Raw genomic sequence first — 21,358 nt, 5'->3', positions numbered from 1 at the left:
GTTCTCCGCTTATCCGGCCTTCTTGGCCGGGCAGGGCGCCGACTTGGTCATGCCGTCGACCGTCTGCTGCTCGGACCAGGGCAGCGATGCGACGACCTTCGCACCCTTCTCCTTCGCGGGCGTCTTGGAGACGATCGAGGCGAGGCGCTGGGCCAGGAGCTGGGCGAAGCCCGGTCCGGGGGTGGAGTTGTTGAGCGCGACGACGATCGTCAGGCCGGACGCCGGGTCCGCGTACACCGCGGACAGGTATCCGGGCACCGCGCCGCTGCTTCCCCGCAGGGGGCCGAGCATCTGCATCCCGAGCCCGTAGCTCTCCCACGACTGGCCGATCACGATGCCGTCGGCCTGTGCCTTGCGCGACTTCTCGCTGAGGAGGCTGCCCGATGCGAGCGCCTGGCCGAACGCCTTCAGGTCGGTGACGTTGGAGACGACTCCGGCCGACGTCCAGCCCTGGGACGGCGACATGCTGCTCACATCGCGCATCGGCTCGCAGACGATGGCGCCCGCCCCGTCCAGCCCCACCGAATACCCGGTGGGATGCGGCCCGGGCACCGTGAACTGCGCGCTCTCGGGCAGCGAACTCGCCATCATCCCGAGCTTGTCGAAGATGTACTGCTTGTAGAGGTCGTGCCAGCTGCGGCTCGTCGCGTTCTGGAGGGCCATCCCCAGGAGCACGGCGTTCGTGGACGAGCGACCCCACTTCTCGCCGGGATTGCCGTAGCGCTGCATCGCGATCCCGTCGCTGGCCAGCTCCAGTGGGGGCCACTGCCGCGTCGGGTTCATGATGAACTCGGGGTTGAGCTGCGCCAGGTAGTCGCCGATGCCGGAGGTGTTCTGGCAGAGCTCGCGCAGGGTGACGCCCTCGACCCCGACCAGTCCGGGAAGCCACTTGGTCAGCGGGTCGTCGAGCCCCACCTCTCCGTCGTCGACGAGCTGCAGCAGCACCGTGCAGGTCATCGGCGTGGTGTTCTGACCGATGCGGAAGCGCATGTCCGCGCTGACCGGCTTCGAGCCTCCCCGCGTCGTGGTCCCCTGTGCGGTGGTCCAGGTTCCCGCCCACGGCGCCCAGACTCCGGCGAAACCGGCCGAGGCATCGGCGAGGGTCATGGCGTCGGTGACCGCCGAGGAGAGCCGCTTGTCGACGTCGGCCGAGAACCCGCCCTTCTGCTGCTCGGGGAGGTTCGCGCCCGCCGTCGAGGTGCAGGCCGAGAGGACGAGCGCCACGAGTCCCGCGGTCGCGGCGAGCGCGATCCGCCCGAACTTCGTGTGACGTCGCATCGATGAAACTCCCCGGGGTGTCGGCCCTGCGTGTCCAGCGATTGTAACGTGCGGCAGAAACTGAACGGTCGCGCAAGGGGCTGTGGCCGCAATCCGATCGGGCCGATGCTGCGAATGGACAAGTGAGGCGCGCGTCCGTGCGCCGTCCTACGGAAGGAACGAACAATGCGCACATCTCCGAACCGCCTTGTTGCCACCATCTTCGGAGCGGTCTACCTGCTCGTCGGGCTGCTCGGCTTCGCCGTCACCGGAGGCGTCGGATTCGTCGCCACCAAGGGCGGACTGCTGCTGGGCATCTTCGAAGTGAACCCGCTGCACAACATCGCCCACCTCCTCATCGGCGCCGCGCTGCTGATCGCCGGCCTCACCCGGGTCGCTGCCGCGAAGGCCGTCAACATCACGGTCGGGGCGGTCTACCTGCTGCTCGGTATCGTGGGCTTCTTCCTCGTGGGCACCGACGCGAACATCCTCGCGCTGAACACCCCCGACCACTTCCTCCACCTGGTGAGCGCGATCGTCCTCCTCGGCACCGGCCTCGGCGCCGACCGCGGAACGCGCGCCACGACGGCCGCCGCCTGACCGGCGGGGCCACGGCTCCCATGAGCAGGATGACAGGAACGCTACGGGTCGCCCCCGCCGCCTCGGCCACCACGGCCGTCGCGGTGGGCTCGGCGACCCGCGCCTTCCTCGCCGTGGCCGCTCTGGGGGCGGGGCTGCTTCACGCGGCGCTCGCCCCCAGCGCACCCCCTGCTCTGCTGGCCGCCTTCCTCCTGCTCGCCGTAGCGGAGCTGGGATGGGCTGCCGCGACCCTCGCGTGCGATCGTCCTCCGGCGTTCCGCCTCATCCCCGCGCTGGCCCTCCTCCCGGTCGGACTCTGGGCGGCGCTCGCCATCGTCGGGGCCACGGCGTCCGGCGGCACGGTCGTCGCACTCCCGCTCATCCCCATGGGCGCGGCCTCCCTGCTCGACGTCGCCGTCGCCGCGGCCGCAGCGATCGTCATCCGCACCGGCAAGGCCCGACCCGACCAGGGCGGACTGCGCTTCTTCATCGCTCTTGCGTTGAGCGCCTGCGCGGTCTGCGCCGTCACCATCCCGGCGCTCGGACTCACGGACGCCGGCATCGCCGCCGTCACGGTGCATCACCACCACTGACGACGCGCCGATCGCGCTCCCGCGCGGCCGGTAAGGGGCGGATCAGCGGCGGGTCAGTGCGAACGACTCCGCGCCGAACCGCACGACGGACCCCGGGTCGACCTCGTGGCGCGTCTTCGGGTCGCACGCGAACGTGCCCTCGCCCGGGTAGGTGATCGTGGTGCCGTTGGCCGATCCCAGGTCCATCACCCAGAACACGCCGTCGTACTGACCGAACGCCAGATGCGCTCGCGACACCGACTTCACGTCGTCCTGGATCGTGATCAGCTGCACATGGCCGGGGTCGTCCATCTCCGTCCCCGGTGTGTGGACGGCCGGATTCCGGCCGATCACGCCGTTGCCGCTCGTCTCGATGTGCTGTCCGTCGCTGAAGTCCAGCACGAAGGTCACCGCCACGTCCGACCCCTCTCCCGATCCACCGTCAGCACTCGTCTCACCCGGCCTGCTGAGCACCCGCGACCGGAATCGTCACCGGCCGGGCGTCGCGCATGAAGCGTTCGACATCGGGGTCGACCGTGATGTCGCTCGGCCGCAGCGGCCTCGTGAGGTACAACCCGTCAAGAGTCGTGATGCGGCTCAGCGCGACGTACGTCTGGCCCGAGGTGAACGCGCGCGTCCCGAGGTCGACGATCGCCGCGTCGTAGGTCTTGCCCTGCGACTTGTGGATGGTGACGGCCCACGCGAGCCGCAGCGGGAACTGCGTGAACTCCGCCACGACGTCCTTCGTCAGCTTCTTCGTCTCGGGCGACCAGGTGTACTTGAACTTCTCCCAGATGGCCGGCTCGACCTCGTGCACCTCGCCATCGACATCCACGTAGACGTTGGAGTCGATGCGCGTGACCGTGCCGATGGTTCCGTTGACCCAGCGCGGCCCGTCGCCCTGGCCCACGTCGTTGCGCAGGAACATCACCTGGGCGCCCACCTTGAGCTCGAGCGACTCGTCGGCCGGGAAATTGCGTCCGCCGAAGTCGCCGCTGACCTCGGCCTTCGCGGTGAGTGCGCGGCCCGGCAGTCGCTCCAGCGCTTGCGCGTTGATCCGGTTGACCGTGTCGTTGCGGGTGGCGAGCGTGATGGTGCCGTCGTCGGGCGCCGGGCGAGCGCCGACCTCGTTCAGCCGGTCGGCGATCTCCTTGGTGACCTGTCCGTGGCGCACGGCGTTGAGCATGAACCGGAAGTCGGACTCGTGCTGGCGGTGCACCTGCAGCAACTCGACGATGCGCAGGTCGGTCTCCTGCCAGACCCGCGCGTCGAAGAACCACATGGAGCGGTAGGTGTCGGCGAAGTAGGCGCGTTCCTCGCGGTCGCCGGGAACCGGGGCCAGCTGGTACGGATCGCCGAACAGCACGACCTGGACGCCGCCGAACGGCTCGCCCGCCCGCTGACGTGCCTGACGCAGACTGCGGTCCACCGCATCCATCAGGTCGGCGTTCACCATCGAGACTTCGTCGATGACGAGCGTGTCGATGCTGTTCAGCAGCTTGCGCAGCTCGGCGCTCTGGTCGATGGCATGGTCGGCGATGACGCCGATCGGCAGCCGGAACAGCGAGTGGATGGTCTGGCCACCGACGTTGAGAGCGGCAACACCCGTCGGCGCCGCGATGACGAGCGACTTCTCGGTGTTCCACGAGAGGTGGTTGAGCAGCGTCGACTTGCCCGTGCCGGCACGGCCGGTCACGAAGACATGCTCGCGGGTGTGCTCGATGAGCTCGAATACCGCCTGCTGCTCCGGCGAGAGGGAAAGCCGGCCCATCCCCGCCCCTTCCGTGTCGCCCGACCTGCCGGACTACTCTAACCCGGCGCAGTGCCCCGGAGCCGCTCATCCACAGGACCCTAGGATGGCCTCATGGCTGTGGGGGATGCGCACGCGCACCGACGCGCCGTCCTGATCTGGTCGGGTGTCGGCGTCCTCCTGATCGCCGCCTTCCTGGCGGGGCTCGGCGCCGTCCAGCGCGCCTACTACAGCCCGAGCGGTTTCGTCACGGCGTTCGCCGAGTCGATCGCCGCCCATGATGTGTCCACCGCGCTCGCGATGCCGGGAGCCGACCCGACCGCCTCGGCGCTGGACGCCGCCCGCCTCCCGGTGGGTGCCTCCCGCGAGCTGCTGCGCTCGGACATCCTCCCGACCGTGCGCGACATCGAGGTCACCTCCGACACCACCGGTGGGGATGGCGTCCACACCGTCATCGTGCGGGCGGTCGCGAACGGCGACCCCGTGTCGGCGACGTTCCGCGTGCGCCAGACGGGAGCCGTGCTCGGGTTGCTGCCCACCTGGTCGTTCGCGACCTCGCCCGTCGGCGTCGCGCGCATCACCGTGGCTCATGCATCCACCTTCACGGTCGGAGGCCACACCGTGAACCCGCGGGCCGCGTCGCCGGATCAGCCCGCGAACGCCTTCACGGTCTCCGCCGACTACCTCGTGCTGCCGCTCGCGCCGCTCGAGCTGAGCCACAGCTCGCGCTACGTCCGCGCCACGCCGGTCGCCGCATCCGCCTCGCCCGGCCGGATCATCGAGACGACGGTGGATGCGCAGCCCACCCCCGCGTTCACGTCCGCGGTGCAGAAGCAGGTCGACGGCTTCCTCGACCGCTGCGCCGAGCAGCACGTGCTGCAGCCCGCGGGGTGCCCCTTCGGCGTCGAGATCGACGACCGGGTGCAGGGCGACCCCTCGTGGTCGATCGACACCTACCCTGACGTCCGGCTGCAGGCGGGCGACACGGGATGGGTCACCGGCCGGATGGTCGGCGTCGCGCACCTCGACGTGACCGTCCAGTCTCTGTTCGACGGAACGGTGACCACGCGCAGTGATCCCGAACCATTCGCCATGAGCCTCAGCAGCGTCACCATCCGCTCGGACGGCTCGCTCGACATCGTCGTCGCGCAGGAGCCCTGAGCCGGCCCTCGCTCTGGCCTGCCCCGAGCGAAGATCAGCGGGAGACGCGGTCGCGGTCGGCCATGCGCGCCAGCCGCTCGTTGTATGCGTTCAGCTCGGCGTCGCCGGTGCGATCCGCATTCCGGTCGCGCCGCTTCGTCTCGCGCTCGTCGCTGCGGCTCCACTGGATCGCCACGACGATTGCGAGGATGACCGTGGGGATCTCGCCGATGCTCCACGCGATCCCGCCACCGGCCTGCTGATCGACCAGCGGGGAGTCGCCCCACGTGCGGCCCATGGCGCCGAACCAGTCGGCCAGCAGCAGTCCGTGCATCTGCATGATCGAGAGCCCGAAGAAGGCGTGGAACGCCATCGTGAGCAGCAGGAGGAGCAGCCGGAACGGGTAGGGGAGCCGGTACTTGACCGGATCGATCCCGATCAGCGACTGCACGAACAGGTAGCCGGTGATCAGGAAGTGCACGATCATCCACTCGTGCCCGATGTGGTCGGTCGTCGCCCACCGGAAGACCGGCGTGTAGTAGAAGACCCAGAGCGACCCGGCGAACAGGATCGCCGCGACGATCGGGTTGGAGATCACACCCGCGAAGCGCGAGTGCACGGCGAGGAGCAGCCACTCCCGGCCGCCGCGCGATCCGTCGCGACGCTTCCGGATCGCCCGCGCCGCCAGGGTGATCGGGGCGCCGGGCACGAGCAGCAGGGGCACGCCCATCGTCAGCACCATGTGCGCCGACATGTGGGCCGAGAACAGGTACTTCTCGTAGACGTTGACCCCGCCGTTGGTGATGTAGAAGAGCAGGACGATGCCCAGCGTCCAGAGCACCGTGCGGTAGATCGGCCACGCGTCACCGCGCTTCCGCAGCCGCCAGACGCCGGCGAAGTAGAAGAACAGGCCGAAGGCGCAGGCCAGCACCCACAACAGGTCGAAGTTCCACGACGTGAACAACCGGTCCCAGGTGAGCGCGGGCGGCAGCTTGTCACCGGTGAGGATCTCGGCGGGCGTCGGGGTGGGCGCGCGCGTCTCGGGGACGGGGGTGACCGTGCGTGCGAGCGCTGCAGCGACTCCGGACGCGATGCCCATGAACGCCAGCTCGGCCACCACGATCCACCAGAAGCTCCGCGGCTCGCCGGACTGCTTGAGGCGACCGATCAGGTACCGCCGCTGCGTCAGGCCGAACAGGCCCAGCACGACGAGGGCTGCGACCTTGACCAGCACCAGGATGCCGTACGGCGTCGCCAGCTCGGCCAGCGTTCCGACGCGGAGTTCGGCGTTGACGTACCCGGAGGCGGCGACGACGACGAAGCAGATCAGCGCCACGGTCGAATACCGCTCCAGGACCGTGACGAGGCGTCCGTTGCCCAGCCGCTGCTTCACCACGATGAGCGTGACCAGGCCGCCCAGCCAGATCGCCGCGAACAGCACATGTAGCCCGAACGACGTCACCGCCGCGTCGTGGCCGGCCGCCTCCGCGCTGTGGCCCTGCTGCGCCATCGGCACGACCGTGGCCATGGCCAGGAGGGTGACGAAGACGATCGCCGTCTGGTTGCGCACGGCGAAGCAGAGCACGGTCACGGCCGCGGCGATGAGGGTGATCCCGAGCCACGCCTGGCCGAGCGAAACGCTGGTGATGAACGAGCTGAGCCCGTTGCTGAAGGTCGCGTCGAACGACCAGGGCACGTTCGAGACGCTGACGAAGGTGAACAGTCCCGTCGCAGCGGATGCGACCGTCATGACAGCGGCGCTGCCGGCCGCGAAGTCGAGCGCGTTGCCGTACTCGTCGCGATCCGGGCTGAAGGCGAAGCAGGCCAGGACGAGGGCACCCACCGTGCCCGCCAGGCTGAGGTTGACCACGAGGGTCGCCGCGGGGAGTCCCCAGCGCACGAGCGCACCCGGGTCGGCCAGCAGCGGCGCGTTCGCTCCTCCGCCGTACGCGAGGGCGGCGATCATCGCTGCCACTGCTGCGACGAGCAGCGCGGCAGGGCCGATCACGCGGAGGATTCGAGGCACCCGTCCAGCCTACGTCCCCCGCCCTGGACGGCCGCCCACAGCCTGTGCGCCGTCGGCCCGCCGGAGATACGACGAGGGCGGCGCCGCGCGATGCGGCGCCGCCCTCAGGCAAAGCTGGGAAGGACTACTTGACGGCAGCCTTGAGCTTCGAGCCCGCGGTCAGCTTGACGCGGTGGCCGGCCGGGATGGAGATCTCCTCGCCGGTCTGCGGGTTGCGGCCGGTGCGGGCAGCGGTCTCGCTGCGCTCGGCGGCGAGCCAGCCGGGGATGGTGACCTTGCCACCCTTGGCGACGGTCTCGCTGATGGTGCTGAAGAATGCGTCGACGACGCTCGAGACGGTGGCCTGGCTCTGACCCGACGCCGCAGCGACGGCAGCAACGAGCTCGGTCTTGTTCAGGTTGTCAGCCATTGAGTGTCCTCCTCGGACCTTGTGCTGGATCTACAGCTATCTTGTGGAACGGTTGAGGCCACTGAGGGCCGTAACGTTTGGTCGGTTGACCGCCTTGAATGTATCAGAAACCCCCGGAAACACGCGGAACTTCGCCCTCTTTCACCGACATCGGACCGGATGCGCAGCTTCGCGCATCCATTCGGGTACGGCAAAGGGGCGCCCGGCCGAAGCCGGACGCCCCTCGAGGTGCGTGGTCGCGCTGGCTTACCAGCTCGACTTGGTGATGCCGGGCAGCTCGCCGCGGTGCGCCATGTCACGGAAACGGACACGCGAGATACCGAACTTGCTGAGGTTTCCGCGCGGACGGCCGTCGACCGCGTCGCGGTTGCGCACGCGGATCGGGGAGGCGTCGCGGGGCAGCTTCTGCAGGCCGAGGCGAGCGGCCTCGCGCGACTCGTCGGAGCCGTTCGGGTCGACGAGAGCCTTCTTCAGCTCGGCACGCTTCGCGGCGTAGCGCTCGACGATGACCTTGCGCTGCTCGTTCTTGGCGATCTTTGACTTCTTGGCCATGTTTAGCGCTCCTCTCGGAAGTCGACGTGCTTGCGCACTACGGGGTCGTACTTCTTGAGCACGAGTCGGTCGGGGTCGTTGCGGCGGTTCTTGCGGGTCACGTAGGTGTACCCGGTGCCCGCCGTCGAACGGAGCTTGATGATCGGACGGACGTCCTGCTGCTTCGCCATGCTTAGATCTTCTCCCCACGGGCCAGGAGGTCCTTGACCACGGACTCGATGCCACGGGCGTCGATGACCTTGATGCCCTTGGCGCTCAGCGTCAGGGTGACGTTACGGCGAAGCGACGGCACGTAGTACGTCTTCTTCTGGATGTTCGGGTCGAACCGGCGCTTCGTGCGACGGTGCGAGTGCGAGATGTTGTGACCGAAGCCGGGAACGGCTCCAGTCACCTGGCACACTGCTGCCATTGCTTTCTTCTCCAATACCGTGGTGCCGGTCGGCACCACCCAAGGTCACTTGTCGGCATACGACTTCCCCGTCGTCTTCGTGATGGGGGTTTCGCATACGATCTGAGCGGGAGGAGCCCACTCAGCCAAACATCCATGCTACGGCATGGAGGCGGTGCCGGCCAAATCGCTCTTGGCCGTGCACGCGGCGCACAGCCCGAAGACGTCGACGACGTGCTGCGCCTGAGTGAATCCGTGGGCCGCGGCGGCCTGCCGCGCCCACTGCTCGACCGCATCCGCCTCGATCTCCACCGTCAGCCCGCAGTTGCGGCAGATCAGGTGGTGATGGTGGCCGGTGGTGCAGGCGCGGTACAGGCTCTCGCCCTCGGGCGACTGGAGCGAGTCGGCGTCGCCCTCGGCCGCGAGGTCGGCGAGCGCGCGATACACGGTGGCCAGGCCGATCGGGGAGCCCGCCTCGTGCAGGCTCAGGTGCAGCCCCTGCGCGCTGATGAAGCCCTCCGTCGAGGTCAGAGCCTCGCGGACGGCCTCCCGCTGCCAGGTGTTCCGCTTCACCATCCCAGGCTAGCCCGCCTGGCTCACGAGTCGCCGAGAAGTCGTCGCCGCACCACGGCGGCGCACGCGCCGGCCGCCCACGATGCGGCAGACGACGTAGATCACGAACGAGATCGTCGTCACGTAGGGGCTGATGGGGAGCGCGCTGCCCAGGGCGAGCAGGATCCCGCCCACCACCGAGACCAGGGCGAAGACCACGCTGAGCACCGGGACACCGAGGGGCGACGATGAGATGCGCATCGCGGCCGCGGCGGGTGTGACCAGCAGCGAGAGCACGAGCAGCGCGCCGACGATCTGGACGGACACCGCGACGGCCAGGCCGAGCAGTACCATGAAGGCCAGGGCGACGAACCGGGTCGGGACCCCGCGTGAGGCGGCGACGTCCGCATCCAGGCTGTCGAAGGTCAGCGGCCGCCACATCAGCAGCAGCGCGACCAGCACGATCGCGCCGATGATCAGCAGCCAGCCGAGCTGCGGGTCGTCGACCGAGACGATCTGGCCGGTGAGAAGCCCGAACTTGTTCGAGCTGCGACCGGGATAGAGCGCGAGCGCCAGGATGCCGAGCCCGAGTCCGAAGGGCATCAGCACGGCGATGATCGAGTTGCGGTCGCGGGCTTTCGCCCCGAGGAGACCGATCAGGACGGCCGCGACCAGCGATCCGGCGAGCGACCCCGCCACGACGTTGACGCCGAACAGCAGGGCGATCGCCGCTCCGGCGAACGACAGCTCGCTGATCCCGTGCACGGCGAACGCCATGTCGCGCTGCATCACGAACACGCCGATCAGACCGCCGACGATGCCGAGGATCGCCCCGGCGAAGATCGAGTTCTTCACCAGCAGGAGCAACTCGCCGTAGTCGGTGAAGTCGAACAGCTGCTGCCAGATGTCGAGGTGCATCATGCCGCCGGCTCCGAGTGCTCGGTGTGGATGTGGTGGTCGTGCGTCTCGGCGTCCGGGATGCCCACGACCACGATCCTGCCGCGGCTGCGGATCACATCCACCGGCGTCCCGTACAGGTCGGTCAGCACGTCGCTGCGCAGCACCTCGTCCGGTGTGCCCGTTCGGAAGCGTCCGCCGGCGAGGTACAGGACCCGGTCCACCATCCCGAGCACGGGGTTCACGTCGTGGGTCACGAAGACGACGGCGCTTCCGTGGTCACGGCGCCGGCGGTCGATGAGCTCGCTCACGCCGCGCTGGTGCTGCAGGTCGAGCGACAGCAGCGGCTCGTCGCAGAGCAGCAGGGCAGGGTCGCCGGCGAGCGCCTGCGCCACACGCAGCCGCTGCTGCTCGCCGCCGGACAGCGAACCGACCGCCGTGTCCGCATAGCGGCGGGCGCCCACGGAGTCGATGAGCCGGTCGACCTGCTCGCGGTCGGAGCGGCGGGGGAGCGGCAGCCCCCAGCGGTGACCGTTGACGCCGAGGGCGACGAGGTCGCGGGCGCGCATGGGCGTGCCGGCCGGGATGAGCTTCTGCTGCGGGATGTAGCCGATCCGCCGGTCGCCCCGGCGTACCGGGTGCCCCTCGAAGGCGATCTCTCCGCTGTCGAGGTGCTGCTGCCCGAGGATGGTCCGCAGCAGGCTGGTCTTGCCGGAGCCGTTCGGCCCGAGCACCGCGACGAACTCGCCCGCGTGCACGTCGAGGTCGAGACCGCTCCAGAGGGTGCGGTCGCCGAAGCCGAGCGACGCATCGCGCAGCCGGAGCACCACGTCCCGGGAGTCGGGGACGGGCACGCGTTCGAGCGGTTCGGTCACTTCGCCAGCGCACCCTTCACGGCGTCGAGGGTGCCGCTCATCCACTCGATGTAGTGCCTGCCCTCCGGGAGGGTCTCGGTGACCGGGACGACCGGGATGCCGGCCGCCTTAGCCGCAGCGAGGACCTTCTCGGTCTCGGCACCGGTGGTCTGCTCGTTGTAGGCGAGGAGCTTCACCTGGTGGCCGCTGAACAGCTGGAGCGTGTCCTTCAGCACGACGGGGGAGACGTCGTTCTCCTCCTCGATCGCCTCGCTGAACTTCTCGGGGGTCTTGTTGACCAGCCCGATGGCGTCGAGCAGGTACAACGGAACGGGCTCGGTGATGGCCACGCCTTCGCCGGCGTAGGTCGACTTCAGCTGCGCCTCGGTGGCCTCGAGTGCCGACAGCTTCTCGCCGAACGCCGCGGCGTTCTTCTCGAACGCGGCCTTCTGAGACGGGTCCGCGGCGGACAGCGCGTCGGTGAGCGCTTCGGCGAACTTGTGCACCGTGGGGACGTCGTACCAGACGTGCTCGTTGAGTTCGCCGTCGACGGGCTTCTTGCCCGAGAGGTCGACAACGTTCAGGACCTTCACGTCGCTGTTCTTCGCGCCCTTGACCAGGTTCTGCATGTAGTCGTCATAGCCCCCGCCGTTCTCGATGACGACGTCGGCCTTCGACACCGCGAGCTGGTTCTGGGCGCTCGCCTCGAAGGAATGCGGATCCTGCGCGGGGTCGGTCATCAGCGAGGTGACGTGCACGGCGTCGCCGCCGATGGTGGTCGCGATGTCGCCGTACACATCGGTGCTGGCGACGACGCGGACGGTGCCGTCGTCGGAGCCGGCCGACGACGAGGAGGAGCAGCCGGCCAGGGTCAGGGCGATGGCGGCCGCGGTGAGGGCGGAGACGAGAGAACGCGTCTTCATGGGTGAGCCTGTCTAAGTCGCGAACGACGTGAAGAAGTGGATGCCCGCGGTCGCGGGCACCGGCTCACATTACGGCTTATTGAAAATGATTGTCAAATTCAGTCGAGGAGCAGCGCGGGCTCTTCGATGATCGACGCGACATCCGCCAGGAAGCGCGACGCCACATCCCCGTCGACGACGCGGTGGTCGAACGACGCGCCCAGCGTGGTGACGAAGCGCGGGCGCACCTCGCCGTCGACCACCCAGGGCTTCTGCTTGATCGTGCCGAGCGCCACGATTCCGACCTCGCCCGGGTTCAGGATGGGCGTACCGGTGTCCATCCCGAACACACCGATGTTCGTGATGGTGATCGTGCCGCCGCTCATGTCCGCCGGCGGCGTCTTGCCGTCGCGGGCAGTGAGGGTCAGCTGCTCGAGGGCTCGCGCCAGCTCGAGCAGGGTCATGCCCTGCGCCTCCTTGATGTTCGGCACGATGAGGCCGCGAGGGGTCGCTGCGGCGATCCCGAGGTTCACGTAATGGCGGACGATGATCTCCTCGTCCGTCCATGCCGAGTTGACGGTGGGGTTGCGGCGGACGGCCCAGATGATCGCCTTCGCCATGATCAGCAGTGGGGAGACCTTGATGCCCGCGAAGTCGGTCGAGTTCTTGAGGCGCTTGACGAACTCCATGGTGCGGGTGGCGTCCACGTCGACGAAGAGGCTGACGTGCGGCGCGCTGAACGCACTCGACGTCATCGCGGTGGCGATCGCCTTGCGGACACCCTTGACGGGGATGCGCTCCTCGCGGTCGTCCGGCCACTCCGGCGTCTGGACGTTGCGGAACACCGTGACCTGCGAGGCTTCGCGCAACACGTCGTCGCGGGTGACGTCGCCGACCGGACCGGTCGGGGTGACGACGGTGATGTCGACGCCCAGGTCTTTGGCGAGCTTGCGCACGGGCGGCTTGGCGATCACCGGGCCGCCGGTGTGCGGAGTCGGAGCGGTGTGCGCCACGGGTGCCACGTGAGGAGCAGGCGTGGCGGGAGCCGGCGCCGGAGTCGCCTGCGCGGCCTGCGCAGCGGGAGCGGACGGAGCGGGAGCCGCCGGAGCGGCGGGCGCGGCCTGCTGTGCGACGGATCCGGAGAAGGTGACGGGCAGGGATGCCGTGCCGGGGTGCGTGACCCGCCGGCGACGGCTCGATCCGTGACCGGCGGAGCCGTAGCCCACGAGCACGGCGCCGGCCTTCGGCTCCTCCTCGTGCGAGACGCTCGCGGCGGTGTCGGCCGCGACCTCCTCGGCGGGCTCGGGCTCACGGACGGGAGCCTCGGCGGGCTCCCCGCCGGCCGTCACCGTGAAGATCGGGGTGCCGACCTCGACGGTCTGGCCTTCGGAGACGAGGAGTTCGCCGACCGTTCCCTCGAACGGCGACGGCAGCTCGACGAGCGACTTCGCGGTCTCGATCTCGACGATCACCTGGTTGACCGCGACCTGCTCGCCCGGGGTCACCTTCCACGAGACGATCTCCGCCTCGGTCAGACCCTCGCCCACATCGGGCAGGAGGAACTGGGACTCGCTCATGTGCGACTTCTCTCTGTCGGTCTCGCGGCGGGCAGCGCCGCCGATGTATGCGCCGGGCGTCAGTAGGCGAGCGCCCGGTCGACGGCCTCGAGGATGCGGTCGGCGTCGGGGAGGTAGAGCTCCTCGAGCTTCGCCGGCGGGAACGGGACGTCGAAGCCGGCGACGCGCATGACGGGCGCCTCCAGCGAGTAGAAGGCCTTCTCGGCGACGGTCGCCGCGACCTCGGAACCCACCGAGACGTTGCTCGGCGCCTCCTGCGCGATGATCAGCCGGCCCGTCTTCTGCACGGATGCGATCACCGGACCGTAGTCGACGGGAGAGAGGGAACGGAGGTCGATGACCTCGAGACTCCGGCCCTCCTCGGCGGCGAGTTCGGCGGCACGCAGTGCGACGCTCACCATGCCGGCCCACGCGACGATGGTCGCGTCCGTTCCGGCTCGGACGACCCGGCTGGCGTGCAGCGGCGTGGGGTTCTCGACCAGGTCGACTTCGCCCTTCGGCCAGTAGCGGCTCATCGGCTCGAAGAAGACGACGGGGTCGTCGGAGCGGATCGCCTCCTGGATCATCCAGTAGGCGTCGTGCGGCGTCGACGGGGCGACTACGCGCAGACCTGCGGTGTGCGCGAAGTACGCCTCCGGAGCCTCCTGGTGGTGCTCGACGGCCCCGATGTGTCCGCCGTGGGGGATCCGGATGACGACGGGGAAGGGGATGCGGCCGCTGTGGCGGTTGGTCATCTTCGCGAGCTGCGTCGTGATCTGGTCGAAGCCGGGGAAGACGAAGCCGTTGAACTGGATCTCGACGACCGGACGGTATCCACGCATCGCGAGGCCGATCGCCGTTCCGATGATGCCGGCCTCGGCGAGCGGTGTGTCCATCACCCGCTGCGGCCCGAACTCCTTCTGCAGGCCCTCGGTGACGCGGAAGACGCCGCCCAGCGGGCCGATGTCCTCGCCCATCAGGATGACGCGCGGGTTGTCGGCCAGCGCACGGCGCAGACCGGCGTTGAGCGCCTTGACCATCGGGAGCGATTGGATGCGCGGCTCGGGGGCCGCGTCGACGCTCGGCTCGGGCTCGGCGACCGCCGGACCGGCGTGCTCGGCCTCGGCCGCCGCCTCTCCGACCTCGGCCGACGCCTGGAGGTCCGTCTGCGCGGTCTCCTGGGCGCTGTCCTGCTCGTCGTCGATCACGAACTCGCGCGTCCATTCCTGCTCGGCGACGTGCTCCTCGAGCACCCGCGAGTCGGGGTCGCTCTCGATGATCTCGACGACGTCGATCGCCTGCGTGTCGAGCGACGCACTGTCGACGGACGCGCCGTCCTCGCGCGGCTCGGCGCCATCGCTCTGGCTCTCGATCAGCTCGGCCTCCACATACTCGGCCTCGCTCCTCACCTCGCTCATGCGTCACCTCCGAACGTCGCCTCGTACTCCTCGAGCCAGCGTCGCTGCTCCTCCGTCACGGGATGCGGCTCACTGTAGACGTGCTGGAACATCGACGCGACCGACGGCGGCGTCAGCTCCAGCGTGCGGCGGCGGATGTCGGCGGCGAGGTCGGCCGCCTCCTCGTCCGCGCTGTCGAAGAAGCCCTGCCCGACGCCCTGCTCCTCGAGGAACACGCGGAACCGCCGGATCGGGTCGCGCTCGGCCCACGAGGCCTCTTCTTCCTCGGTGCGGTACTTGCTGGGATCGTCGCTGGAGGTGTGCGCTCCCATGCGGTACGTCAGCGCCTCGATCATGCTCGGGCCCTCGCCGTTCCTGGCATCGTCGAGGTGCTTGGCGGTGACGGCGTATGCCGCGAGCACGTCATTGCCATCGATCTGGACACCCGGGATGCCGAAGCCACTCGATCGAAGGTAGAGCGGGGTGCGCGACTGCGTGCTCACCGGCACGGAGATCGCCCAATGGTTGTTCTGCAGGAAGAACACCTGCGGAGTCTGGTAGCTGGCGGCGAAGACATACGCCTCGTTGACATCACCCTGGCTGGTGGCGCCATCGCCGAAGTACACGATGGACGCCTCGTCCTTCGAGGGGTCGCCAGTGCCGACCTTGCCGTCGAGCTTCATGCCCATGGCGTAGCCGGTGGCATGCAGGGTCTGCGACCCGATCACGAGCGTGTAGAGGTGGAAATTGCCGACGGCCGGGTCGGTCGGGTCCCATCCACCGTGCGTCGTGCCGCGGAGCAGCCCGATGATGCCGATGGGATCGATGCCCCGGATCATTCCGACGGCGTGTTCGCGGTAGGAGGGGAAGAGGTGGTCCTGCGGCTTGGCGGCATGCGCCGAGCCGACCTGGGCACCTTCCTGCCCCTCGCTCGGTACCCAGAGCCCGAGTTGTCCCTGCCGCTGCAGGTTCGCCGCCTCATGGTCCAAGGCGCGCACGCGGACCATGTCGCGGTAGAAGCGGCGGTAGTCGTTCTCGTCGAGCCGCTCCAGGTAGGGGAGGTATTCGGCCGACGTCTCGCTCGGCTGGAACCGGCCGTCAGCGGTCAGCAGCTGGACGGTGTTCGCCGGGCGCGGGATCTCGTTCGTCGCAACCACCTGTCTAACCTAACCGCTCGCCCGGGTGCCCATTTGGTAGGTTCCGCACAAGATCACCCGTGACCTGCAGGAGTTTCTCCACAGATTCCTCCTCGCCGACGCTGATGCGGATGCCCTCGGGCGGGAATGCCCGCACGGTCAGCCCGGCGTCGAAGAAGGCGTCGTTGGCCTCCACGGTCTGCTCACCGGTTGCGAGCCAGACGAAGTTGCCCTGTGCCTCCGGAACCGCCCAGCCCTGTTCGAGGAGGGCATCGCGGAGCCGGTCGCGGCGCATCGCGACTCGAGCGACGCGCTCCATCAGCTCGTCCTCCGCCTCGATGGACGCGAGGGCCGCGACGCGGGACGCGTCGGTGACCGAGAGCGGGATGGCCGCCGAGCGGGCAGCATCCAGCACCGCCTGCGGGCCGACCGCGTAGCCGATACGCAGCGCCGCGAGTCCGTACGCCTTCGAGAACGTGCGGAGCACGACGAGGTTGGGGTAGCGGGAGAGCAGCGGGATACCGTCGACAGCAGCATCGTCGGTGACGAACTCGTAGTACGCCTCGTCGAGCAGCACGAGCAGGTCGGACGGCACCCGTGCCATGAACGCCTCGAAGTCGGCGGCCGTCACGATGGTGCCGGTGGGGTTGTTGGGCGTGCACACGATGACCACGCGCGTGCGGTCGGTGATGGCGGCGGCCATCGCCTCGAGGTCGTGGCTGCCGTCCGGACGGTTCGGCACCTGCACGCTGGTCGCCCCCGCGACGGTGACGAGACCTGGGTATGCCTCGAACGACCGCCAGGAGTACACGACCTCGTCGCCGACACCGGCCGCGGCCGAGATCAGCTGCGAGAGCAGCGCGACCGAACCGCTGCCGAGGTGGACCTCGCCGACGCTCACGCCGTGCCGCTCTGCCAGGCGCTCGCGCAGGTCGGCCCCGCCCGCATTCGGGTAGCGGTTGAGCTCGCGCAGGGTGGCCGCCACGGCCTCGACGACCGAGGGCAGCGGCGGGAAGGGATTCTCGTTGCTCGACAGCTTGAAGCCGTCCGCCGGCGCGGGCCGACCCTGCCTGTAGGCGGGCACCGCGACGATCTCGGGCCGTAGTCTCACGCCGAGCGTGTCATCCGAACTCACAGACCCAACTTAGCCGCGCCCGCATACCGCGGGAGGAATTCCCTAGATCTGTGGATGACGCCGCTGGGCTGTGGATCGCGCCGACTCTAGCGCCACCCCTGTACCCCGACCGCGCTCACTGGAAGGATGAAGCCATGCGATTCCTGCTCAGACTGATCGTCAACGCCCTCGCCCTCTGGCTCACGACGCTGATCGTCAGCGGTGTGACCGTGCACCCCTACGCCCCGGACACCACCGCCACGGTGCTGACCTACTTGCTCATCGCGCTGATCTTCGGCGTGGTGAACGCGATCGTCGGCACGGTCATCCGGGTGGTCGCGTTCCCGCTGTACATCCTCACGCTCGGGCTGATCTCGCTGCTCGTCAACGCGTTCCTGCTGTTCATCGTGTCGTGGATCAGCGACGCGATGGGCTTCGGACTGCACATCGACGGCTTCTGGTGGGGCGTCCTCGGAGCGCTCGTACTCGGCATCATCGCGTGGCTGCTCGGGTTGCTCATCCGGCCTGTCCGCCGCGACTGACGTCCGCGGGCGCAGCCCGCGTGCGGGAGAATGGTCGGGTACCCGCCGCCTGATCCCGCGAGGAGCACCATGTCCGCCCTGCCTCCCCAGCCGCTCAGCCCTCTCGACGGCCGCTACCGGTCCGCCGTGATCGGCCTCGGCGACCACCTGTCGGAGGCCGGCCTGAACCGTGCACGCGTCCAGGTCGAGGTCGAGTGGCTGATCTACCTGACCGAGCACCGGATGTTCGGCTCCTCCCCGCTGACCGGTGAGCAGAAGGCGATGCTCCGGGCGCTCGCCGACGAGTTCGGGCAGGCGGAGATCGACCGGCTCGCCGAGCTGGAGGCGACGACCAAGCACGACGTGAAGGCTGTCGAGTACCTGGTGCGCGAGCGGCTGCACGCGCTCGGACTCGACCACATCGCCGAGCTCACGCACTTCGCGGCGACCAGCGAGGACGTCAACAACCTCTCGTACGCCCTGACGGTGAGCGCCGCGGTGCGCGAGTCGTGGCTGCCGAAGTTCCGGGCGGTCATCGCGGAGCTCCGCGCGCAGGCGAAGCAGTACCGCGACGACGCGATGCTCGCCCGCACGCACGGACAGCCGGCGACCCCGACGACGATGGGCAAAGAGCTCGCCGTCTTCGTTCACCGCCTCGAGCGCGTGCGCGAGCAGATCGAAGGCGGCGTGCACCTGGGCAAGTTCAGCGGCGCGACGGGCACCTTCGCGGCGCACCTCATCGCCGACCCGGACGCCGACTGGCCGCGCATCTCGCGCGAGTTCGTCGAGAGCCTCGGCCTCGACTGGAACCCGCTGACCACGCAGATCGAGTCGCACGACTGGCAGGCCGAGCTGTACTCGCGCATCTCGCACGCCAACCGCATCCTGCACAACCTGTGCACGGACATCTGGACGTACATCTCGCTCGGCTACTTCCGGCAGGTCCCCGAGCCGGGCGCCACCGGGTCGTCGACGATGCCGCACAAGGTGAACCCGATCCGTTTCGAGAACGCCGAGGCTAATCTCGAGCTTTCCAGCGCGGTGCTCGACTCGCTCGCCGCGACGCTCGTCACCAGCCGACTGCAGCGCGACCTGACCGACTCGACCACCCAGCGGAACATCGGCGTCGGGCTCGGCCACTCGCTGCTCGCTCTCGACAACATCGAGCGCGGGCTCGGCCAGATCGCCATCGACCGCCAGGCTCTCGCCGACGACCTCGACGCCAACTGGGAGGTGCTCGCCGAGGCCATCCAGACGGTGATCCGCGCCGAGGTCACCGCCGGACGATCGACGATCACGGACCCGTACGCGCTGCTCAAGGAGCTCACGCGGGGCAAGCGCGTCGATCACGCGGCGCTGACCGAGTTCGTGAACAGCCTGGAGATCGGCCAGGCCGCGAAGAACCGGCTCCTGGCGCTCACTCCGGCCGGTTACATCGGTCTTGCATCGGAGCTGGTCGACTACCTGTAGGGCGCGGCGACCCCGCCAGCGCGTGCGGGGAAGCGGTCAGTGGCCGCGGGGGCGGTCTTCGCCCTCCGCGCGGGCCTGCGCCTTGGCGCGCGCCTCCGCATCCTGTTCGTGGATGTCCTCCACCTCAGCCTCGGTCGGCTTGAAGGCGAGCGCGAACAGGGCGAGCAGGACGACGCTGATGATGAAGGTGACGCCGAAGCCGACCCCGGCGAGCACGAACTCCCGCGTCGCGATCAGCACGATCAGTCCGACGAAGACGGCCAGGCCGGCCGAGATGCCGAGCAGCTCGACGGGCAGGAAGCGGTCGCGCCGCGTCGGCTGCAGGCTCTGGTTCACTCGGGGGTCCTTCTTGCTGCGGCGGCTCACGATCCACTCTCCGCTCCGCGCGACGGTGTCCGCTCGTGCGCCGCGCTCCGCAACGTCGCCGCACCGATGCCCTGGAAGACGCCGACGATGACGGCCCAGGCACCGAACAGGCCGATCGCGAGCACCGCGTCGGCGGGCACGAACAGCAGGACGAGCGCCAGGACGGCGGTCAGGGCGCCGGTGATGAGCCAGTCGCGGGCCGCGGCGTCACGACCGCGTTCGCGGACACCGTTGTAGAGCTCGAGGATGCCGGTGAGCGCCGCCCATACCGTCACCAGGTAGAGGAAGAGGCCGAGCCCGGAGTGCGACAGCACCAGGGCGAGGACGCCGGCGATCACACCGATCGCTCCCTGCACCGCGAAGAGCACGCGGGTGATGCGGCGGCCGGCGAGCAGTGCGCTCAGCACGCCGGTGGCGAGCCCGTCGACGATCGCGAAGACCCCGAACACGATGAGGCCGAACATCGCCGTGTGCGCATCCCGGGTGAAGGTGATGACCGCTGCGGCGGCCAACGCGACGACGGCACGGACGGCGGGAACGACCCAGTACCGGCTGTGCGCGTGGATGTCGGAATGCTGGGCAGGGACGGCGGTAGCCACGTGGGCCCTCTTTCATACGGGATTCGCCAACCATTCTAGTCGGCGGGTTCCTGCGCGTTCGCCCACCGACGGCCGCTCGCTCGCTACGATCGCGGCATGCGGATCGGTTTCGCGGTACTGCGCGCGGTGTTCTTCCTTCTCACCCTTGCGGCGATCATCGCCCAGTTCACGACCAGTGTTCGATCCATCGGCGATCGGGGCGGCAACGTCGCCGGTCTGGTTGCGAACTTCTTCAGCTTCTTCACGATCGACTCGAACGTTCTGGGAGTCGTCGTGCTCGGCATCGGCGCGGTTCTGCTGATCGTGCGGAAGGGGGACGATCCGGGATGGTTCACCGGGCTGCGCGCCGCATCCGTCACCTATCTGGTGACGACCGGGGTGGTCTACAACCTGCTGCTGCGCAACATCTCACTCGCGCAGGGGACGACGGTGGGCTGGTCGAACGAGGTGCTCCACGTGATCGCGCCCGCGTATCTCCTGATCGACTGGCTGTTCGCGCCGGGTCGCACACCGCTGCGCCTGCGTGCCGTGTGGGGGATCGCCGTCTTCCCGATCCTCTGGGCGGTGTACACGCTGATCCGCGCGCCGTTCGCTGCCGACCCGGTGTCGGGGAAGTCGCCGTGGTACCCGTATCCCTTCCTGAACCCGCAGACGAGTCCGAACGGCTACCTTTCCGTCGCGTTCTACGTGGTGCTGATCGCCGTCGTGATCCTCGCCGCCGGCTACGGGGTCGTGTGGATCTCGCGGCGCTGGCGCGGCGGTCGGCCCCTGCCCGACGCCGCAGCGGCGGCCGCCGGGGTCAGCTGAGCGAGGCCTGCGGTTCCGGCTCTTCCGCGCGGGCCCAGAAGACGACAGCGGCGAGCGCCCCGACCGTGAGGAGGAACGCGCCCGTCGGTGTCACCGTGTCCGGCATCCCGTGCTGGACGAGGACGGCCGAGACGATCCCGGCGAGCGCGCCGCATCCCGCCACAACCGCGAGCGCTATCGAGATGGCGCGGGCAGCGCCGTCCAGGATGAGCCCGCGGACGACCAGAGCGACGGCGCCGATAAGCCACAATGCGGCGACCGGGAACGCGAGCAGCAGCCCCAGCGGGTCGCGCAGCAGCACGCCCGGCGTCGCATAGATCAGGGATGCGGCCAGCACGAGGACCAGGCCCAGACCGGCGAACCCGGCGAGCCGAGCACGCTCGGTCCGCAGCCGGAGGAGCGGCGCCAGGAGAGAGGGCCAGCTGAACGCCAGGGCGAACGCCACGAACGCGAGCGCCACACTGCCTGCGCCTTGCAGCACCGGGAGGAGGATGCCGATCATGCGTCCATTGAA

The 21,358-nt window shown here is 69.2% G+C and carries 25 protein-coding genes; 6 read left to right on the top strand and 19 right to left on the bottom strand.

All coding sequences use genetic code 11. The annotated features are described in order from the left end of the window. Positions 1–9: 9 nt before the first annotated feature. Positions 10–1,278: a serine hydrolase domain-containing protein gene (locus ACF1AJ_RS13680; protein ID WP_391507832.1), complete on the bottom strand. Its 1,269-nt coding sequence runs from the start codon at positions 1,276–1,278 to the stop codon at positions 10–12. A gap of 165 nt (positions 1,279–1,443) precedes the next feature. On the opposite strand from ACF1AJ_RS13680, the gene ACF1AJ_RS13675 reads away from it, so the two are divergent. After that, positions 1,444–1,857, top strand: a complete 414-nt coding sequence (locus tag ACF1AJ_RS13675; RefSeq protein ID WP_018188979.1) for a DUF4383 domain-containing protein — start codon at positions 1,444–1,446, stop codon at positions 1,855–1,857. Between the two features lie 29 nt (positions 1,858–1,886). Beyond that, positions 1,887–2,429, top strand: coding sequence for a hypothetical protein (locus ACF1AJ_RS13670; RefSeq protein WP_391507831.1), 543 nt, complete (start codon positions 1,887–1,889; stop codon positions 2,427–2,429). 42 nt (positions 2,430–2,471) lie between these two features. On the opposite strand, the gene ACF1AJ_RS13665 is transcribed toward ACF1AJ_RS13670, so the two are convergent. Together ACF1AJ_RS13665 and ACF1AJ_RS13660 are read right to left on the bottom strand one after the other, a co-directional pair. Then, positions 2,472–2,825 (bottom strand): FHA domain-containing protein, encoded by a 354-nt coding sequence (locus tag ACF1AJ_RS13665; RefSeq protein ID WP_309855421.1) that lies wholly within the window; start codon positions 2,823–2,825, stop codon positions 2,472–2,474. A gap of 37 nt (positions 2,826–2,862) precedes the next feature. After that, entirely contained in the window at positions 2,863–4,179 is a 1,317-nt protein-coding gene (locus ACF1AJ_RS13660) for an ATP-dependent RecD-like DNA helicase (protein ID WP_018188982.1), read from the bottom strand. Between the two features lie 93 nt (positions 4,180–4,272). Here ACF1AJ_RS13660 and ACF1AJ_RS13655 point away from each other — a divergent pair, with 93 nt between their 5' ends. Then, the gene (locus ACF1AJ_RS13655) at positions 4,273–5,319 is read left to right on the top strand and encodes a hypothetical protein (protein ID WP_391507830.1); all 1,047 of its coding nucleotides are present in this window, start codon (positions 4,273–4,275) and stop codon (positions 5,317–5,319) included. Positions 5,320–5,353: 34 nt separating this feature from the next. On the opposite strand, the gene ACF1AJ_RS13650 is transcribed toward ACF1AJ_RS13655, so the two are convergent. The 13 genes from ACF1AJ_RS13650 to ACF1AJ_RS13590 form a co-directional block, all read right to left on the bottom strand. Continuing rightward, positions 5,354–7,264 carry a cytochrome c oxidase assembly protein gene (locus ACF1AJ_RS13650; protein WP_391508766.1) on the bottom strand — a complete coding sequence of 637 codons (1,911 nt, stop codon included), beginning with the start codon at positions 7,262–7,264 and terminating at the stop codon, positions 5,354–5,356. A gap of 184 nt (positions 7,265–7,448) precedes the next feature. Next, positions 7,449–7,733 (bottom strand): HU family DNA-binding protein, encoded by a 285-nt coding sequence (locus ACF1AJ_RS13645; RefSeq protein WP_018188985.1) that lies wholly within the window; start codon positions 7,731–7,733, stop codon positions 7,449–7,451. A 246-nt stretch (positions 7,734–7,979) separates the two neighbouring features. Continuing rightward, on the bottom strand, positions 7,980–8,285 hold the full coding sequence (gene rpsN / locus ACF1AJ_RS13640; protein ID WP_018188986.1) for a 30S ribosomal protein S14: 306 nt from the start codon (positions 8,283–8,285) through the stop codon (positions 7,980–7,982). Between the two features lie 2 nt (positions 8,286–8,287). Next, a complete protein-coding gene (gene rpmG / locus ACF1AJ_RS13635) occupies positions 8,288–8,455 on the bottom strand; it encodes a 50S ribosomal protein L33 (RefSeq protein WP_018188987.1) in 168 nt (55 codons plus the stop codon). 2 nt (positions 8,456–8,457) lie between these two features. Next, positions 8,458–8,694, bottom strand: a complete 237-nt coding sequence (rpmB, locus tag ACF1AJ_RS13630; protein WP_018188988.1) for a 50S ribosomal protein L28 — start codon at positions 8,692–8,694, stop codon at positions 8,458–8,460. Between the two features lie 138 nt (positions 8,695–8,832). Continuing rightward, positions 8,833–9,249, bottom strand: coding sequence for a Fur family transcriptional regulator (locus tag ACF1AJ_RS13625; RefSeq protein WP_020076214.1), 417 nt, complete (start codon positions 9,247–9,249; stop codon positions 8,833–8,835). Positions 9,250–9,255: 6 nt separating this feature from the next. Beyond that, positions 9,256–10,146 carry a metal ABC transporter permease gene (locus ACF1AJ_RS13620; RefSeq protein ID WP_391507829.1) on the bottom strand — a complete coding sequence of 297 codons (891 nt, stop codon included), beginning with the start codon at positions 10,144–10,146 and terminating at the stop codon, positions 9,256–9,258. Beyond that, positions 10,143–10,997: a metal ABC transporter ATP-binding protein gene (locus tag ACF1AJ_RS13615; protein ID WP_391507828.1), complete on the bottom strand. Its 855-nt coding sequence runs from the start codon at positions 10,995–10,997 to the stop codon at positions 10,143–10,145. Before ACF1AJ_RS13615 ends, ACF1AJ_RS13620 begins: the two co-directional genes overlap by 4 nt. Then, positions 10,994–11,899, bottom strand: coding sequence for a metal ABC transporter solute-binding protein, Zn/Mn family (locus ACF1AJ_RS13610; protein ID WP_391507827.1), 906 nt, complete (start codon positions 11,897–11,899; stop codon positions 10,994–10,996). Before ACF1AJ_RS13610 ends, ACF1AJ_RS13615 begins: the two co-directional genes overlap by 4 nt. A gap of 98 nt (positions 11,900–11,997) precedes the next feature. Further along, the gene (locus ACF1AJ_RS13605) at positions 11,998–13,455 is read right to left on the bottom strand and encodes a dihydrolipoamide acetyltransferase family protein (RefSeq protein ID WP_391507826.1); all 1,458 of its coding nucleotides are present in this window, start codon (positions 13,453–13,455) and stop codon (positions 11,998–12,000) included. A gap of 59 nt (positions 13,456–13,514) precedes the next feature. Further along, positions 13,515–14,474 carry an alpha-ketoacid dehydrogenase subunit beta gene (locus ACF1AJ_RS13600; RefSeq protein WP_391508765.1) on the bottom strand — a complete coding sequence of 320 codons (960 nt, stop codon included), beginning with the start codon at positions 14,472–14,474 and terminating at the stop codon, positions 13,515–13,517. A gap of 374 nt (positions 14,475–14,848) precedes the next feature. Continuing rightward, positions 14,849–15,988 carry a pyruvate dehydrogenase (acetyl-transferring) E1 component subunit alpha gene (gene pdhA, locus ACF1AJ_RS13595; protein WP_391507825.1) on the bottom strand — a complete coding sequence of 380 codons (1,140 nt, stop codon included), beginning with the start codon at positions 15,986–15,988 and terminating at the stop codon, positions 14,849–14,851. A 4-nt stretch (positions 15,989–15,992) separates the two neighbouring features. Beyond that, positions 15,993–17,102 carry a pyridoxal phosphate-dependent aminotransferase gene (locus tag ACF1AJ_RS13590; RefSeq protein ID WP_391507824.1) on the bottom strand — a complete coding sequence of 370 codons (1,110 nt, stop codon included), beginning with the start codon at positions 17,100–17,102 and terminating at the stop codon, positions 15,993–15,995. 134 nt (positions 17,103–17,236) lie between these two features. Between ACF1AJ_RS13590 and ACF1AJ_RS13585 the strand changes: the two genes are divergently transcribed. Next, positions 17,237–17,623 (top strand): phage holin family protein, encoded by a 387-nt coding sequence (locus tag ACF1AJ_RS13585; protein WP_309855444.1) that lies wholly within the window; start codon positions 17,237–17,239, stop codon positions 17,621–17,623. Positions 17,624–17,692: 69 nt separating this feature from the next. After that, a complete protein-coding gene (gene purB, locus ACF1AJ_RS13580; protein WP_391507823.1) occupies positions 17,693–19,072 on the top strand; it encodes an adenylosuccinate lyase in 1,380 nt (459 codons plus the stop codon). A gap of 36 nt (positions 19,073–19,108) precedes the next feature. Here purB and ACF1AJ_RS13575 read toward each other — a convergent pair whose 3' ends face one another. Together ACF1AJ_RS13575 and ACF1AJ_RS13570 are read right to left on the bottom strand one after the other, a co-directional pair. After that, complete coding sequence (locus tag ACF1AJ_RS13575; RefSeq protein WP_391507822.1) at positions 19,109–19,438, bottom strand: hypothetical protein; 330 nt, start codon at positions 19,436–19,438, stop codon at positions 19,109–19,111. Beyond that, positions 19,435–20,037 carry a DUF308 domain-containing protein gene (locus ACF1AJ_RS13570; protein ID WP_020076203.1) on the bottom strand — a complete coding sequence of 201 codons (603 nt, stop codon included), beginning with the start codon at positions 20,035–20,037 and terminating at the stop codon, positions 19,435–19,437. The genes ACF1AJ_RS13575 and ACF1AJ_RS13570 overlap by 4 nt, the downstream gene beginning before the upstream one ends. 96 nt (positions 20,038–20,133) lie before the next feature. On the opposite strand from ACF1AJ_RS13570, the gene ACF1AJ_RS13565 reads away from it, so the two are divergent. Then, positions 20,134–20,844: a Pr6Pr family membrane protein gene (locus ACF1AJ_RS13565; protein WP_391507821.1), complete on the top strand. Its 711-nt coding sequence runs from the start codon at positions 20,134–20,136 to the stop codon at positions 20,842–20,844. Here the strand turns inward: ACF1AJ_RS13565 and ACF1AJ_RS13560 are convergent. Continuing rightward, complete coding sequence (locus tag ACF1AJ_RS13560) at positions 20,837–21,346, bottom strand: hypothetical protein (protein WP_391507820.1); 510 nt, start codon at positions 21,344–21,346, stop codon at positions 20,837–20,839. The two genes, ACF1AJ_RS13565 and ACF1AJ_RS13560, sit on opposite strands and share 8 nt — an antisense overlap. Positions 21,347–21,358: the final 12 nt, after the last annotated feature.

This window comes from Leifsonia sp. NPDC014704 (assembly GCF_043083605.1).
Lineage (GTDB): Bacteria > Actinomycetota > Actinomycetes > Actinomycetales > Microbacteriaceae > Leifsonia.
Note: the sequence above shows the minus strand (reverse complement) of the source record. Positions and strands in the feature narration are given on the sequence as shown.